Source organism: Amycolatopsis sp. EV170708-02-1, assembly GCF_022479115.1.
GTDB lineage: Bacteria > Actinomycetota > Actinomycetes > Mycobacteriales > Pseudonocardiaceae > Amycolatopsis.
Genome location: NZ_CP092497.1, coordinates 1,734,279 through 1,748,019, shown reverse-complemented (window position 1 = coordinate 1,748,019; position 13,741 = coordinate 1,734,279). Strand labels below are relative to the sequence as shown.

The following is a 13,741-nucleotide window of genomic DNA, read 5'->3' as shown; positions in this document are numbered from 1 at the left end:
TCACTTCCCTCCCGTGAGCGCGGTGGTGATCAGCAGCGGGCTGACGGCCAGACCGCTGCGAAGATGGGCGAAGCGGTGCGCGGAGATCTCCTCAGCGCCCGCGACATGGCCGCGCAGGCGCAGCGGCCCGAGCCGGAACGCGGTATGCCCGAGCCGGCGGTTCAGCTCGCGCACGTCGAGCCGGTGGTGCGCGAGTTCGTGTGCCACCGCCGCCCGGCGCAGCGCTTCGCGGGTGACCGGCCATCCTCGTGCACGCGCCAGTTCCTCGACCCGTTGCAGCGCCTCGGTGTACACGACGACCATGCCGCGCTGGTACTCGGCGAGCAGCAGCTCACCGTCGCTGACGCCGCCTTCGCGCTCCACGACCTGGACGTCGTCGGAGTCGGTTCCGGTGGCCAGCTCGTCGCCGTAGGCCAACGCGATCTCCGCCCAAGCCCGCAGTTGTCCGTCGGTGCGGTTCTCGTGCGTGGGCGTCGCCCGCAGGAGTTCGACGGCCAGATCGAGGTCGCTCATCGGCGGTCCTGGAGGATCACGACGACCGGCTCGTCACTCGCACGGGTCTTCAGCTCGGCCCCGGCCAGCGCGAGCAGCTGGTCCCTGTCGAGTACACCGGACAGATCCGCGATCTTGGGCCCCACCAGCAACCAGACGGCCGGCGCGCGGGAGCCGCCGTCGCCGTAGCGGGTGTGCTGGTCGGTGAGCGTGGCCAGCCGCGTCGGGGCGGAACCCGCGTCGGAGGTCTCGACGACCGCGCCCGCGCCGTGCAGCCGGATCACGCCTTCGCCGTCAACTACCCGCACATGCCGCACCGGCTTCGTGAACCGGCCGAACACGCCCTGCCGCCGGGCCGGCGCGCTGAAGACCCGGTGATGCGCGGTGGCCGCGACGCGCCGCAGCCGGTCGGGACCGACACCGATGCTGCGCGCGACCGCCGCGCCGATCGCTTCCTCGTCCACTGTGGACGCTCGGTCCTTGGTGCGCAGTTCGGTGGCGCCGGTGGCGACCGCGCGCACCAGGTTGCGTTGCGGGTCGACCGTGACATCGACCTCGACACCGGCCGGATCGGCGCCCTGCGCGACGACGGCGGCCTCGGCTTCGGACCGCACGGCGAGGACATCGGCGTTGGACGGACTGGGCACGATCCGCTCGACCGACTCCCGGACCAAGGCCAGCGCGGCGCCGAGCGGGCTGATGACCTCGGCGTGTGCGGCGATCCGCCAGTCGTGCCCGGAATCCTCGCCGAGGAACGGGGTGACCGCTGCCGCTCCGCCTCCGCCGCCGACCAGGGTCGGTCGATCAAGCCGGTATTCCCGGACCAGCTCGTCGACGACCGCGCGCACCGGCTTCACCGCCTGGCGCGACACCGCCCGCGCGGCCTCCTCCACCGAAGTCCCCATCGCCTCCGCGAGCGGTGCCAGCGCCAGCCGCGCGGACTCCGCCTCGGAATGTGCGTACGAATCACCGGGCACGACGCCGAGCGCGTTCGCGGCACACGTCAGAGTGAGCGCGTATCGCTTGCCGTCGGGCGCTTCCAGCGCGACGTAGTCGCTCGGATCGTCCGGCCGAGGGGAAACGGTCACCAGTTTCGCCCCTTCCAGCGCCGACGCGGGCGCGAAACAGGCGTAGGGCAGGCCCGCGATATGCGCGCTGCGTGGCCCGACGTCGGTCACCGCACGTCCGGAGAACCGGATCAACGAGCCGCCGCCGACGCCGATCGTGCGGACGTCGAGTGCGGGCAGATAGGTCTCGTGCCCGCCGAGGTGCGCGTGGCGCACCAGCACCCGGCCACGGCGGACCACGCTGATGTCGGTGGACGTGCCGCCGGTCTCGAGGAACAGCCCTTCGCTGAGCTTCTCCCCCATCAACGCGCCCGCGACTCCCGCGGCGGGCCCGGACAGCGCCGTCAGCAGCGGCCGCCGCCGCATCTCCGGCAACGACATGACGCCGCCGTCACCACGCACCACCATCAACGGCGCGGTCACCCCCGCCCGGCGCACACTCGCCTCGACCAGGTCGGCGGTCGACACCATGCGCGGCATGATCCCCGCGTTCAGCACCGCGGTGCGCGCCCGCTTCGTGAGCCCGTACAGACCGGTGATCTCGTGCGTGGCCGTGGCGAGCACGTCCCGCTCCCGAGCGGCGGCCGCCACCGCCCGCTCCCCCTCCGGATCGTCCACACTGAACGGTTCGACGGCGACGATCACCTCCGCCCCTTGGCGGACCAGATCCTCGACGGCCTCGCCCGCTTCGGCGAGCTCACGCACCGGCGCGAACCGCACCGGGAGTTTCCGTCCGGGTGCCAGCTCCATCTTCGCGAACGCCCCGAGCCGCCGGGTGGCGAAAGCGTCGAACCCGGTGCCCACCCCGGCGATCCCGACCGTCGCCACGTCGCCTTCCAGCAACGCGTTGGTCGCCTGGGTGGTGCCGTGCGCGAGGAACGACACGTCCTCGGCGCCGATGCCGACCTCGGCACGGAGCTTCTCCAGCGCCTCGAGGATCCCGTGTGCGACACCGTCTTCGTGGTCGTGGCTGGTCGGGACCTTGACCTGGCCGAGCAGCGCGAACGTGCGCGCGTCGACGGCGACGGCGTCGGTGAACGTGCCACCGACGTCGATGCCGATGCGTACCGGAGTGGGTTCGGACGTCATCGTCCACCTCCTGGGGGAATGGGGTCAGTAACCGCGGACCTCGGGCCAGCGCCGTTCGACGCCTGCCCGGTCCAGCACTCGGGCGAACTCCTCGAACCGCGCCGGGTCGTCCCGGACGGCGTGCGGCTCGCCGCCGCCGCGCAGCGCGAATCCGGCGAGGTGGCCGGCGACCTCGCCGACGTTCCACTCCACGGGGTGCAGCCGGTGACAGCCGTTGGTGATGTGGGTCGTGCCGATGTTCTTCCCCGCGGGCAACAGGTTCCGCATCCGCTGGGGCAGCAACGCGCCCAGAGGCAGCTCGAACGGCACACTCGGGACGTCGACGTAGGTGTCGCCCGCCGTCGAGGGATGCAGATCGATCCGGTAGCTGCCGACGCCGACGGAGTCCTCGCGGCGTTTGCGTCCGGTCGGGCCGAGTACGTCCAGCGAAACGTCCTGCTCGACGATCGTCGTCACGGCCCGGATCCGGCGTGCTTCGCGCACATACGCGGATTTGGCCAGACCGTCGTCCGTGTCGACGACGTCGCGACGCAGTTTCAACCCGGGGAAGCCGGTGCCGCCGTCGAGCCTCGGTGCCTCCGTCTGCAACCAGTACAGCACCGACAACGAGAGCTGTTTGGCCTCGTGATGGGCCAGCGCGACGTCCTCGGCGGTGCTCACACCGTCGATCTCCACCGCCGGCCGGAGCCAGTAGTCGTTGAGCGGCCAGTTCACCAGCGTGATGTCCGAGTCGAAGGCGCCCGGCCGGTGCAGCTTGCGCGCGAGGATCCGGCGGAAGCCCCACAGCTCCTTGTCCCCGGCGTCGGCGCTCTGGTCCGCGCTCACCGCCAGCGGATCGGTGCCGGGGTTCGGGTCGAAGGTGCGGCCGACCGGGGCCAGCGAACGCGGATCCGGGGCGAGGAAACCGAGCAGCGGTCCCGGCCAGAAATCGGGCTGGTACTCGCGCCAGAAGCCGTACATCTCCGGCCGGTCGATCGTGTGGTCCTCGCCCGCGTGGTGCGAGAGCGCGAAGCAGTAGGTGATCCCCTGGAGGTTGCCGGGATCGGCCTGCTCCGGAGCGTGCGGTTCGCCGTGATCGGACTGCGCTTCGGCGCCGATCGCGAACTCGGTGCCCGTCAACGGCAGCAGGTCGCCGTTCTCGGTCGCGTCGAGCACATACTCCGCACGCACCGTGACGCGTTCCCCGCCGGGTCCTTCGAACGTGACGGCGTCGACGCGATCGCCGCTCACGTCCGCGGCGACCGGCCGGTGACGCGCCAGCACGGTCAGCCGTCCGGCGGCCCGGTGCGGCGCCAGCATCGACTCCAGCACGGCGAGCGCGACACGCGGCTCGTGACACAGCTTGCTCACCCTGCCCGCGCCCGGGTTGAGGTCGGTCAACGCCGCCGCTTCGGCGCGCAGCGGGTAATTCCGCCGGTAGTAGTCACGTACGCCTTCACGGAAGGCGCGATAGGTGGCCGTGCCGCCGAAACGCTCGATCCACGGGTTCTCGTCCGGGGGGACCGCCTGTGCGGTGAACTGACCGCCGAGCCAGTCGGTCTCCTCGGTCAGCACGACGTGATGCCCCGCCGACGCGGCGGCGAGCGCGGCGGCGACGCCACCCACCCCACCGCCCGCGACGAGGATCTCGGTGCCGAGTTCAGCCATGTTCCGTCCTATCGGGATCGCGGTGGGCCGACTTGGGCGCCGTCCACCTGTGGGCACCGCAACAGCTGCTGCGGCGCGGTCGTCCGTTCGGTCACGAGGTCGACCAGCAGGCGCACGGCGCGTCTGCCCATCTCCCGCATGGGAACCTCGAAACCGCTCACCCCCGGCGGGCCGCCGAGCACCGCCAGCGAGAGATCGTCCGGAGTGGACAGTCCGGCGGCGTCGACGGCCTGCCGGACCGCCCGGTACGCCGTCCCGGTGTCGGTGCCCTCCACCACGACGGCGGTCACCCCGCCGTCGACCCAGCCACGAACGGTCGTCGCGGTCAGGTTCGCGCCCTGCAACCGGACGACGCCGGTGTGGGGGGCCGCGCGTACCACTCCGCGTTGCCGATCCTCCGAGGACGGCGCCTCGTCCGCCTCGCGGACATACCGGATCTCGCGGTGACCGAGATCGAGCAGGCGTCGCAGCACCAACGCGGACGCCGTCACGTAATCCGCGCCGACGTACGGGATCCGTCCGCCGAGCTCGGGCCGCCGTCCGATGTAGACCAAGGGGAAGCCGTCGTCGACGAGCCGCGACACCGGCCCCTCCGGTACGTGCCTGCCGAAGAACAGGCAGCCGTCGGCCAGCCGGGTCCGGCGGATCGCGGCCTCCTGCCGGGCACCGGGTCCGCTGGTGCCGGTGAACAGGATGAGGTCCTGGCCGAGTTTGGCCGCTTCTTCCTCCACACCGGACAGAATCGGGTGGTAGGTGTCCGCCTCGTCGGTCGGGAAGGCGCTGCGGAAGGTGTAGAGCCCGAGCAGATTCGACCGCGACCGAGCGAGCCGGGTCGCGACCGGATGCGGGACGTAGCCGAGATCCTGCGCCACTTCCATCACTCGCCGCCGGGTCGATTCGGCCATCCGCACCGACCGGTTCCCGCCGAGCACCACGGAAACGGTCGCCTGCGAAACCCCGGCGATGCGGGCGATGTCCGCCTGCCGGGGCGGCCGCCGACCAGATGCCATTCCGTCTCCTTGAAGGGCGCTAATGCGGTTTAGCCGAGCATCTGTGCGGCATGCGCCGAAATCAAGGAAACCGGCTCATCCTGTCCGATACCGCGGCTGAGCAGGACTAATACGTATTAGCTCCTTGACGGTCCGCGGCGGCGGTCCGAATGGTTGGACGGAGCACGTCAACGCCGACGAAAGGGAGTGTCCGCATGACCGAGCTGTCCCGACGCGCGGCTCTGCGCGGAGCCGCCGGAGTAGGCCTCGGCCTGGCCGCGATGCCCGTCCTGGGTGCCGGGTCCGCGGCCGCGGCGCCGGCCGGATTCCCGGAGTACCGGTTCCTGCGCACCGCGTTCGACAAGAGCAAGCTGAAGTACAACCCGACCGGCGAACTGATCTTCCCGTGCATCCGCGGTGTCGCCGGCCGGATCGCGAACCCGCTGGGCCGCTACTACCTCTACTACGCCCCGCACGACGCGCCGGGCGGGATCTGCCTTTCCTACGCCGACAGCCTCGAAGGCCCCTTCATCGAGTATCCGGGCAACCCGATCGTCAAGAGGACCTGGAATCCGCACTACAGCGTCTCCCACGTCTCGTCGTCGCACGTGCTGTGGAACGAAGACGCGCGCGAGCTGTGGCTGTACTTCCACGGCGAGAACACCACGACCCGTCTCGCGCGGTCCAAGGACGGGATCCACTTCACCTACGACAAGGTGGTGCTCTCGACCTCGATGCTTCCCGCGGGCACCACGGAGACCTCCTATGCGCGGGTGTTCCGGCACAGCCTGCCGTCGCGTGGCGCGAAGTACGTGATGGTCTTCATGATCAACGACAAGAGCAATCATCGTTCGATCGGCTGGGGCTGGTCCGCCGACGGGCGGAACTGGACGTTCTCGCAGACCCCGCTGATCCGTCCGGAAGAGGTCGGCGCGAGCAACATCGGCGCCCCGACCATCGCCCAACGCGGCACCTCGACGTACGTCATCTACCACGAGAACATCGAAGCCGGCGGCAACATGCTCATCACCGAGGTCGGGAACGACTTCAGTAAGCGCAGGCACCTCGGCGTCTTCCACGCGCCGCTGCCGGGCGCACCGGACAACGGGCGCTGCGCGGCTCCTTCGTTCGGGACGATGAACGGCAAGGAGTACATGTTCTACGAAGCCGGTGCGCGGCTGGACGGCTCGATCGCGATCGCGCGCGCTGTGTAGAAGCCGGATGCCTGGCGCGGCTGGCTTTCGCGACACCCTCTGACAACGGGAACGAGATCACCCTGAGTGACCACCTAGGCTGCCAGGACGTCCGACCGTCAGTGAGGAATCGCGTATGCCAGCCGCCGAGGCAGCGGTGACGCGCCGCCGCTATCGGCCAGAGTTGCAGGGGCTGCGCGCCCTCGCGGCGCTACTGGTCGTGGTCTACCACGTGTGGCTGGGCCGGATCTCCGGCGGCGTCGACGTCTTCTTCCTGATCTCCGGGTTCCTGATCACCGGCCGGCTGGTCCGGGCCGCCGGCCGCGGACGGATCGACTTCCGCCCGCTGTGGGGCCGGATGCTCAAGCGGTTGTTCCCCGCCGCATTGACCGTCCTGTTCGCGGTGCTCGTGCTGGGGATGTGGCTGCTGCCGCAGGATCGATGGTTCCAGACCATCAAGGAGGTCTTCGCCGCCGCGCTCTACGTCGAGAACTGGCGGCTCGCGGCCGACTCGGTCGACTACTTCGCCCAGCACAACACGGCGAGTGTCGTCCAGCACTACTGGTCGCTGTCCATTCAGGGGCAGTTCTATCTCGTGTGGCCGCTGCTGATCGGGCTCGTGGCCTTCGCCGCCACCCGGCTGCGCCGTTCCCTGACCGGGTCGGTCACGATCACTCTCGGTGTGCTGTTCGCCGTGTCGCTGGCGTTCTCCATCCGGCTGACCGCGACGAACCAGCCACTGGCCTACTTCCACTCCCTCACGCGGCTCTGGGAGTTCGCCCTCGGCGGGCTGCTCGCACTGGCCGTCGACCGGTTCGTCCTGCCTCGGCTCGCCCGGATCCTGCTCGGCTGGCTCGGCGTGGCCGGGCTGGTGACCTGCGGGATGGTCCTGGACGTGGGCGAGGTCTTCCCCGGCTGGGCGGCCTTGTGGCCGACCGTCTCGGCAGCGCTCGTGATCATCGCGGGCGCGACCGGCAGCCGCGCGGGCGCGGACCGGATCCTGTCTTCGCGGCCGCTGGTGCACCTGGGCAACCTCAGCTACGCGCTGTACCTGTGGCACTGGCCGGTGCTGCTGTTCTACCTGGTCGCCCGGCATCGCGAGGCCGTCGGGCCACTCGGCGGGGCGGTGGTGATCGGTGTGTCCCTGGTCTTGGCGGCCGTCACCTACCGGTTCGTCGAAGAACCGGTGCGGAAGTCTTCGATCGGCGAGCGGACACCCTGGGGTGCGTATCGGTTCGCCGTGCTCACCCTGCTGCCGGTGCTCCTGGTCGCCGGAACCTGGCAGGTGGTGAGCACCAAGAAGGCCGACTTCACCATCGCGCTCGACGACCACCATCATCCCGGCGCGATGGCCCGCGACCCGGAAGCGCCGAAGAAGACCGTCCCCGGCAAAGAGGCGCTACCGCCGTTGATCGCCGTCCCGAACGACTGGGGCGGTATCCCCGACGCGCGGTGCACGCCGTCCCGGTTCGACCAGATCCTCGAAGTCTGCACCTCCCGGCCGGAGGGCGTCCCGGCGAAGACGATCGTCGCCGTCGGCGACTCGCATATGCAGCAATACCTGGCCGCGATCAAACCGATGGCGGAGAAGAACGGCTACCAGGTCACCTTCATGCTCAAGGGAGCGTGCCCGTTCTCCACGACGTCGGACGTGATGCCGGGCGACCCGGGCTGTCTCGCGTGGAATTCCGCGGCACAGAAGGAAATCCTGGCGATGCGCCCCGACGCCGTCGTGGCACTGTCCACTCGCGACGTCCGGGTCGGCCCCACCGAGAAGACTCCGCAAGGGTTCGTCGACCAGTGGAAGGTCCTCGACCGCGCGGGGATCCCGGTCGTGGCGATCCGCGACAGTCCCCGCCCCGGTTTCTCCCCGCCCAGCTGTATCGACGCGCATGGGATCAAAGCACCCGAATGCGCCGTGCCGCGGAACAAACTGCTCACCGAGCCGCCTTACGCGAAACTGAAGGACATCCCCGAGAACGTGTCCTTCCTCGACTTCAGCGACTACTTCTGCGGGCGGGGACTCTGCCGTCCGGTCGTGGGGAACGTGCTGGTGTACATGGATGACAACCACGTCACCGCCAGCTTCATGACCACCCTCTCCCCGGTGCTGGAACGAGGCATGATCAGCGCGCTCAACTGGTGAGCAGCGCCTTGACGGCCTCGCGCGCCTGCAAGGCCGGCGCAGGATCGCCGGAGATACCCGCTGTCACGATGGCCCCTTCGGCGAGCAGGTAGACCGGCTCCGTCACCGGTCGCCCGGTGGCCCGCACCCAGTTTTCGATCTGCTCGTGGAACGCCTGTTTGTGCGTCCGCACTTCGGCCAGCACCGCCGCGGACGACGGGCCGAATTCGCCGTAAGCGTTGATCCAGGCGCAGCCCCGGAAGCCGGGTTCGGCGAACCACTCGGCGAGCCAATCGAAGATCGAGAGCACGCGCTCCCGGGGATCCTGGACCTGTTCGACATGGGCGGCCAGGCTGCCTCGCCAACGCTGATCGCGGCGTTTGAGCATCGCCACCACGAGGTCTTCCTTGGCTTCGAAGAACCGGTAGATCCGCTTGAGCGAGAGGCCGGACGCCGCGCGGACCTGATCCATCCCGACCGCCTGGATGCCGTTCTCGTAGAAGAGCTTCTCGGCGGAATCGAGCAGGGCTTCGCGATCCACACGGTTCTGCTCGTCGGTGACGGCGGCCGGCATCGGTACTCCCTTGACGTTGAGAACGGTCGTTCCCTATCGTAGGCGCCAGACGTAGAGAACGCACGTTCTCGACACGAGGAGGTTCGACATGACGGAAGATCGCCCGCCCTACCCGCCGTTCACCAGAGAGACGGCGTTGCGGAAGGTCCAAGCTGCAGAGGACGCCTGGAACACCCGCGATCCCCGGAAGGTGTCGTCGGCGTACACGCCCGACTCCGTCTGGCGGAACCGCGAGACCTTCGTCCGAGGCCGGGAGGAGATCGTCACGTTCCTGACCGCGAAGTGGGAGCGAGAGCTGGAGTACGCGCTGCGCAAGAACCTCTGGACGTTCACCGGGAACCGGATCGCCGTCCGGTTCCAGTACGAATGGCACGACCAGGCCGGACAATGGTGGCGCAGCTACGGCAACGAGCTCTGGGAGTTCGACGAGCACGGCCTGATGAGCCGTCGCGAGGCGAGCATCAACGACGTTGCCATCCCCGAGGCCGAGCGACGCATCTTCGGCCCGCGCCCGCAGGAGGAGCACGGCATCGAATTCCCGCTCCGCTAGTCCACGATCGCGGAGATCTCCCACAGCCCCAAGGACTTGTCGGCGTAGGCGCCGCCCTCTTCCGTGCATCCTTCGACCAGCACCGCCAGCGGCTCGGGGAACCCGAACGGCTCCCGGCACAGGTTCAGCGGCCGCCAGTCGCCGGTCACGATGTCGGCATTGGTGCCCAATTCGGTGAAAGTCGTAGTCAGCAGGTACCGGGAACCGCTCCGTCGGAGGTTGCGCAGCGCCCGCTCGATGTCGGCGAAACTCAGATGCACCAGACAATCCCGGCACAGCACGAGATCGGCCGACGGTAGCGGATCGGCGGTCAGATCGAGCACCCGGAACTCGTGGACCGGATCGTCCCGGAACCGCTCGGCGTTCAGCTCGATCAGATCGGGAACGATATCCGCACCGATGTACCGGTCGAGATCGAGCTCCACCTCGCTGAGCCAGCCGTAATCACCGCATGGAAGATCGAGTAGCGTCCGAACCCCGAAGCGATCGAGGAGGGCCGGGAGCCGGTCGCTCAGCTCCCGCGTCTGGACGGACTCGGAGCCAGGCCCGGAGACCGACGAGGAACTCCACAATCGGGAGCGGAAGATGTAGGTGAAACGATCCTGGGTCCCCATGCTTTCCAGCTCGTCCGCGACCCGCCGGAAGTTGCGCTGCGCCGTGGTGATCGGTCGTTCGTCCACGTCCGCATCGTAGATGATCTCGCGAGTGGTGCGGCCGATGTCGAGCGGGGAGGATTTCGGACGTTGAGTGTCCAGAATCCTCCCCAGTCGGCCCCGGACCTTGATCAACGAAGGATCGGGAACACTCAACGTCCCAATTCCCACTTCCTCGCCTACTACGCGCTCCTTCTGCTCAGCTGAGCTGTCCACCCGATCAGACCAGTCACTCGCTGTTGGTAAGCCGAGCGGGCCGACAACGGGCGACCAAACGCCTGATCGAGTGAACGCAACGTGAGGACGACTGCTCGAATGTCGTCGAGCTTGCCCGATATTCGACCGTACTCGGCAGTTGCGATCAGCATTTCGCATCGCGCCCAAAAACCGCGCACCGACAAGAGAAAGCCGGTTCCCACCTGCGGAGGGAATCGACGGCGGACGTTCCGCGCCGACCTGGCCCAACGCCGGAAAGGCAAGTTTCCGGGCCTTCGGCGGCGCTGGGCCGTTCGGTCGCACCCGCTACTTTTAGTAGTTCTCGGGGTCACCCAGACCGTTGAGCGACGCGTGCATACCGTTCAGCGCGACACACGCTGTACGACTGAACGGTCACAGTCCGCTTTCGCCAAGATGTCCTCAGCCGCACCGGTCAAGAACCGGTAACGCACGCGTGGCCCCCTGCTGTCACAGGAGGCCACGCGGATGTCCATTCGCAAGCTCGCTAGAACAAGGACAGGACGGTCGTGACCATACAGCCTGATAACGCGAAGACACCAGACAACGGACCGCCCCAACGGGTCAAAATCGTCATCGAGCACGTCGAAAAGCCGGCTCGGCGGGTGGCGACGTCAGCGGAGATGATCCGCGCGGCGCGGCCGCTGCTGAGGACGCCGGGCCGCCATCGCAAAGTGCAGACCCGCGACAGCTGGCTCTGCCTGGCGATGGCGGTGCTCGCCGGCTGGGCCCCGACATTGCGGATGTGCCTTCTGCTGACCATCGGCGGCGGGGTCGTCGTCGGCGTCGTCCAGATCAGCACTCCGGAAGTCGGTGTGTCGGCGGGGACCAGCGTCGGTCTCCTCACTCTCTTCTGCGCCTGGATTGTCAAGGCCCGGCAAGGTAAACAGCGGCGAGAGCCGAGTCTGTAGCCGAATTCCGCCCCGTGCCCGCCGCAGCGCGGGCACGGGGCGCCGCAATGTCGGAAAATCCCCACGCCCGTTCGGTGTCCTCCGGTTAAATGATCGCGAAGTCCCGACATGTGAGGAGATCTCGTGCGGAGAGCTAGAAGACTGGGGGCCCTGGCCGTTTCGGTGCTGGCAGCGACCACGGCACTGGGCGGCTCGGCGTCGGCCGACACCGTGCAGTCGTTCCACACCTCGCTCGACCCCGCTTCGGTCCGGGAGTCGGTGCGCTATCTCGTCGAGAACTACCGAGTGAGCGAACAGGAGGCGTTGCGCCGCCTGGAATTGCAGACCGACAGCGGCAAGCTGGACGAACTGCTGCGGCGCGACCGCGGCGCCGAGTACGGCGGCATGTGGCTCGACCAGGACAGTGGCCAGCTGGTCGTGGCGATGACCGAACCCGCCGCGGCCGAGCCGTATCTGAAAGCCATGCCCGACCGTTCCGCCGTTCGCACGCAACGGGTCCAGCACTCGTTGCAGCAGCTCACGGCGGCGAAGGAACGCGTCGCGGCCAAGGTCGGCGCGGGACCGGACGCGGTGTACCTGCCGTCCGTGAGCGAGTCGGAAAACCGTGTCGTGCTTTGGGAACGCGACTGGGTGGCGCGGGAGAATGCGGTCGTCGCCACCGAGGCGAACACCGCCCAGCGGGCCGCGGCGGACGAATCCGGCATGGTCGTCCCCCGAGTACTGAAGAATCCGAACGCGTTGTCCACGCCGAACGTGGATCTCGGTTTCTGTCATCCGCTCTACTGCACGAACTACGGTCCGATGCGGGGCGGCATCCGGTTGGACATGAAGCGGGACGACGGCACCTGGGGCGGCTGCACCAGCGGCTTCAACCTGCGGTCCACCGGTGGCGGTTTCCCCGGCAAGGGCTGGGTGCTCACCGCCGGGCACTGCATGCGGACGAAGACCAACAACACGCCGACCCAGCACAACGGCAATGACGTTCTACAGCAGCACGGCATCGAGAAGAGCTCGTATCCGTACGACTACGCGGCCCTGCCGTACGTCAACGACGCGGCGTCGACGCAGTGGCTCGAAGGCCAGACCGGCCGCAACCGGGTGCTGAAGTACTGCCGCAACGGCGGCATGGACAGCAACGGTGACACCCCGTGCGGTGCGCAGGCCACCTCGGTCGACGAGTACATCACCAGTGCCCGCAAGCTCGCCGACATCAAGGCCGGTTATGTCGTCTGCGCCTCAGGAACGGCGTCGAGCAAGGTGAACTACCCCGATTCCGTCGACAGCGGCGCGGGTGCCGGCTACCTCGTCGGGACGCGGTGTGGCCGGGTCCTGTCCACGGACGTCGGCATCAACACCGACCTGTGTGCTCGTCCGGGCGACAGCGGCGGTCCGTTGTTCAGCCAGGCCGACCACGCGGCGCTGGGCATCCTGGTCGGCAACCAGCAGTCCCGGTCGGGCCCCTGCCAGGCCGGTGAACTGAACAACTACGCGCCGATCGAGACGATCACCACCGATCTCAGCGAGCGGATCGCCAGTCAGGGATCCACCTTCGCGGTGATCACGACCCCGAACGGCTGATCCACCGAGTATATGAAGCCCCTTCACCGCGCCGGCGGTGAAGGGGGCTTTCGCGTCACCTGGTCAACAAGGGACCTTCGTAGCGCAACGCATCGCCCTCGCCGTACACCCGGACCGTCAGCTCCGGCGGCTCCCAGGGCGCGAACACTTCGTCGACCGTCTGGGGCACGGGCCCCAGATCCACGTCCACGGCGAAGGTGCGCGCCACGATCGCGGCCTGGACCACGACGCCGTCCGCGTCGGCCACCTCCAGCCGGGTCACCCCTGGGTCGATCGCTCCGAGCGCGCCGGGCCGCGCGCTCCACACCGCGAACCCGCGCTCGGCGGTGTCACTGCCGTATCCGGTGCTCATGATGTTGAACAGCGTGCGTTCCCCCTCCCGGAATACGCATTCCGCCTCGACACCCGAATCCTTGTAGGCCACCATCCGCCCGTCGCCGGTGCTCGTCCCGATCCGAGCTCCGGCGTGCCACCCCTCGTGTGACACCTGCTCCGCCGATCCCGCGATCTCGGCGGACCGGTAAAGCTCGCTGAGCGCCGTCAGTTCCGCGATCCACTGTGCGGTTTGTTCATCACTTGCCGGGGCCACTACGCGTGCGCCCTCCTCCCTGACTGTCCACAATGGTCACCATCGAGGCT

12 protein-coding genes are annotated in these 13,741 nt (G+C 68.6%); 5 read left to right on the top strand and 7 right to left on the bottom strand.

Features of this window, described 5'->3' with window-relative positions; genetic code table 11:
* Genes MJQ72_RS07940 through MJQ72_RS07925 form a run of 4 tightly spaced genes read right to left on the bottom strand, consistent with a single transcriptional unit; the run spans position 1 to position 5,305 of the window.
* Positions 1-513 (bottom strand): hypothetical protein, encoded by a 513-nt coding sequence (locus MJQ72_RS07940; RefSeq protein WP_240598476.1) that lies wholly within the window; start codon positions 511-513, stop codon positions 1-3.
* The gene (locus MJQ72_RS07935) at positions 510-2,648 is read right to left on the bottom strand and encodes a hydantoinase/oxoprolinase family protein (RefSeq protein WP_240598475.1); all 2,139 of its coding nucleotides are present in this window, start codon (positions 2,646-2,648) and stop codon (positions 510-512) included. Before MJQ72_RS07935 ends, MJQ72_RS07940 begins: the two co-directional genes overlap by 4 nt.
* Before the next feature lie 24 nt (positions 2,649-2,672).
* Positions 2,673-4,295 carry an FAD-dependent oxidoreductase gene (locus tag MJQ72_RS07930; protein ID WP_240598474.1) on the bottom strand — a complete coding sequence of 541 codons (1,623 nt, stop codon included), beginning with the start codon at positions 4,293-4,295 and terminating at the stop codon, positions 2,673-2,675.
* An 8-nt stretch (positions 4,296-4,303) separates the two neighbouring features.
* Entirely contained in the window at positions 4,304-5,305 is a 1,002-nt protein-coding gene (locus MJQ72_RS07925; protein ID WP_240598473.1) for a LacI family DNA-binding transcriptional regulator, read from the bottom strand.
* Between the two features lie 194 nt (positions 5,306-5,499).
* Here MJQ72_RS07925 and MJQ72_RS07920 point away from each other — a divergent pair, with 194 nt between their 5' ends.
* Positions 5,500-6,498 (top strand): hypothetical protein, encoded by a 999-nt coding sequence (locus MJQ72_RS07920; RefSeq protein ID WP_240598472.1) that lies wholly within the window; start codon positions 5,500-5,502, stop codon positions 6,496-6,498.
* A gap of 115 nt (positions 6,499-6,613) precedes the next feature.
* Positions 6,614-8,623, top strand: a complete 2,010-nt coding sequence (locus tag MJQ72_RS07915) for an acyltransferase family protein (protein ID WP_240598471.1) — start codon at positions 6,614-6,616, stop codon at positions 8,621-8,623.
* Here the strand turns inward: MJQ72_RS07915 and MJQ72_RS07910 are convergent.
* Positions 8,613-9,176, bottom strand: coding sequence for a TetR/AcrR family transcriptional regulator (locus tag MJQ72_RS07910; protein WP_240598470.1), 564 nt, complete (start codon positions 9,174-9,176; stop codon positions 8,613-8,615). The genes MJQ72_RS07915 and MJQ72_RS07910 overlap by 11 nt on opposite strands.
* 88 nt (positions 9,177-9,264) lie before the next feature.
* Between MJQ72_RS07910 and MJQ72_RS07905 the strand changes: the two genes are divergently transcribed.
* Positions 9,265-9,726, top strand: coding sequence for a nuclear transport factor 2 family protein (locus MJQ72_RS07905; protein ID WP_240598469.1), 462 nt, complete (start codon positions 9,265-9,267; stop codon positions 9,724-9,726).
* Here MJQ72_RS07905 and MJQ72_RS07900 read toward each other — a convergent pair.
* Positions 9,723-10,406: a class I SAM-dependent methyltransferase gene (locus tag MJQ72_RS07900; protein WP_240598468.1), complete on the bottom strand. Its 684-nt coding sequence runs from the start codon at positions 10,404-10,406 to the stop codon at positions 9,723-9,725. The genes MJQ72_RS07905 and MJQ72_RS07900 overlap by 4 nt on opposite strands.
* Before the next feature lie 812 nt (positions 10,407-11,218).
* Between MJQ72_RS07900 and MJQ72_RS07895 the strand changes: the two genes are divergently transcribed.
* Positions 11,219-11,524: a hypothetical protein gene (locus tag MJQ72_RS07895; protein WP_240598467.1), complete on the top strand. Its 306-nt coding sequence runs from the start codon at positions 11,219-11,221 to the stop codon at positions 11,522-11,524.
* Positions 11,525-11,647: 123 nt separating this feature from the next.
* Positions 11,648-13,102: a trypsin-like serine protease gene (locus tag MJQ72_RS07890; RefSeq protein ID WP_240598466.1), complete on the top strand. Its 1,455-nt coding sequence runs from the start codon at positions 11,648-11,650 to the stop codon at positions 13,100-13,102.
* Positions 13,103-13,157: 55 nt separating this feature from the next.
* Here the strand turns inward: MJQ72_RS07890 and MJQ72_RS07885 are convergent, their stop codons facing one another.
* Positions 13,158-13,691: a hypothetical protein gene (locus tag MJQ72_RS07885; RefSeq protein ID WP_240598465.1), complete on the bottom strand. Its 534-nt coding sequence runs from the start codon at positions 13,689-13,691 to the stop codon at positions 13,158-13,160.
* Between the last annotated feature and the right edge of the window lie 50 nt (positions 13,692-13,741).

Coding starts and splice junctions, on each gene's coding strand:
- MJQ72_RS07940 (WP_240598476.1), bottom strand. CDS start 513: ATGAGCGACCTCGATCTGGCCGTCGAACTCCTGCGGGCGACGCCCACG.
- MJQ72_RS07935 (WP_240598475.1), bottom strand. CDS start 2,648: ATGACGTCCGAACCCACTCCGGTACGCATCGGCATCGACGTCGGTGGC.
- MJQ72_RS07930 (WP_240598474.1), bottom strand. CDS start 4,295: ATGGCTGAACTCGGCACCGAGATCCTCGTCGCGGGCGGTGGGGTGGGT.
- MJQ72_RS07925 (WP_240598473.1), bottom strand. CDS start 5,305: ATGGCATCTGGTCGGCGGCCGCCCCGGCAGGCGGACATCGCCCGCATC.
- MJQ72_RS07920 (WP_240598472.1), top strand. CDS start 5,500: ATGACCGAGCTGTCCCGACGCGCGGCTCTGCGCGGAGCCGCCGGAGTA.
- MJQ72_RS07915 (WP_240598471.1), top strand. CDS start 6,614: ATGCCAGCCGCCGAGGCAGCGGTGACGCGCCGCCGCTATCGGCCAGAG.
- MJQ72_RS07910 (WP_240598470.1), bottom strand. CDS start 9,176: ATGCCGGCCGCCGTCACCGACGAGCAGAACCGTGTGGATCGCGAAGCC.
- MJQ72_RS07905 (WP_240598469.1), top strand. CDS start 9,265: ATGACGGAAGATCGCCCGCCCTACCCGCCGTTCACCAGAGAGACGGCG.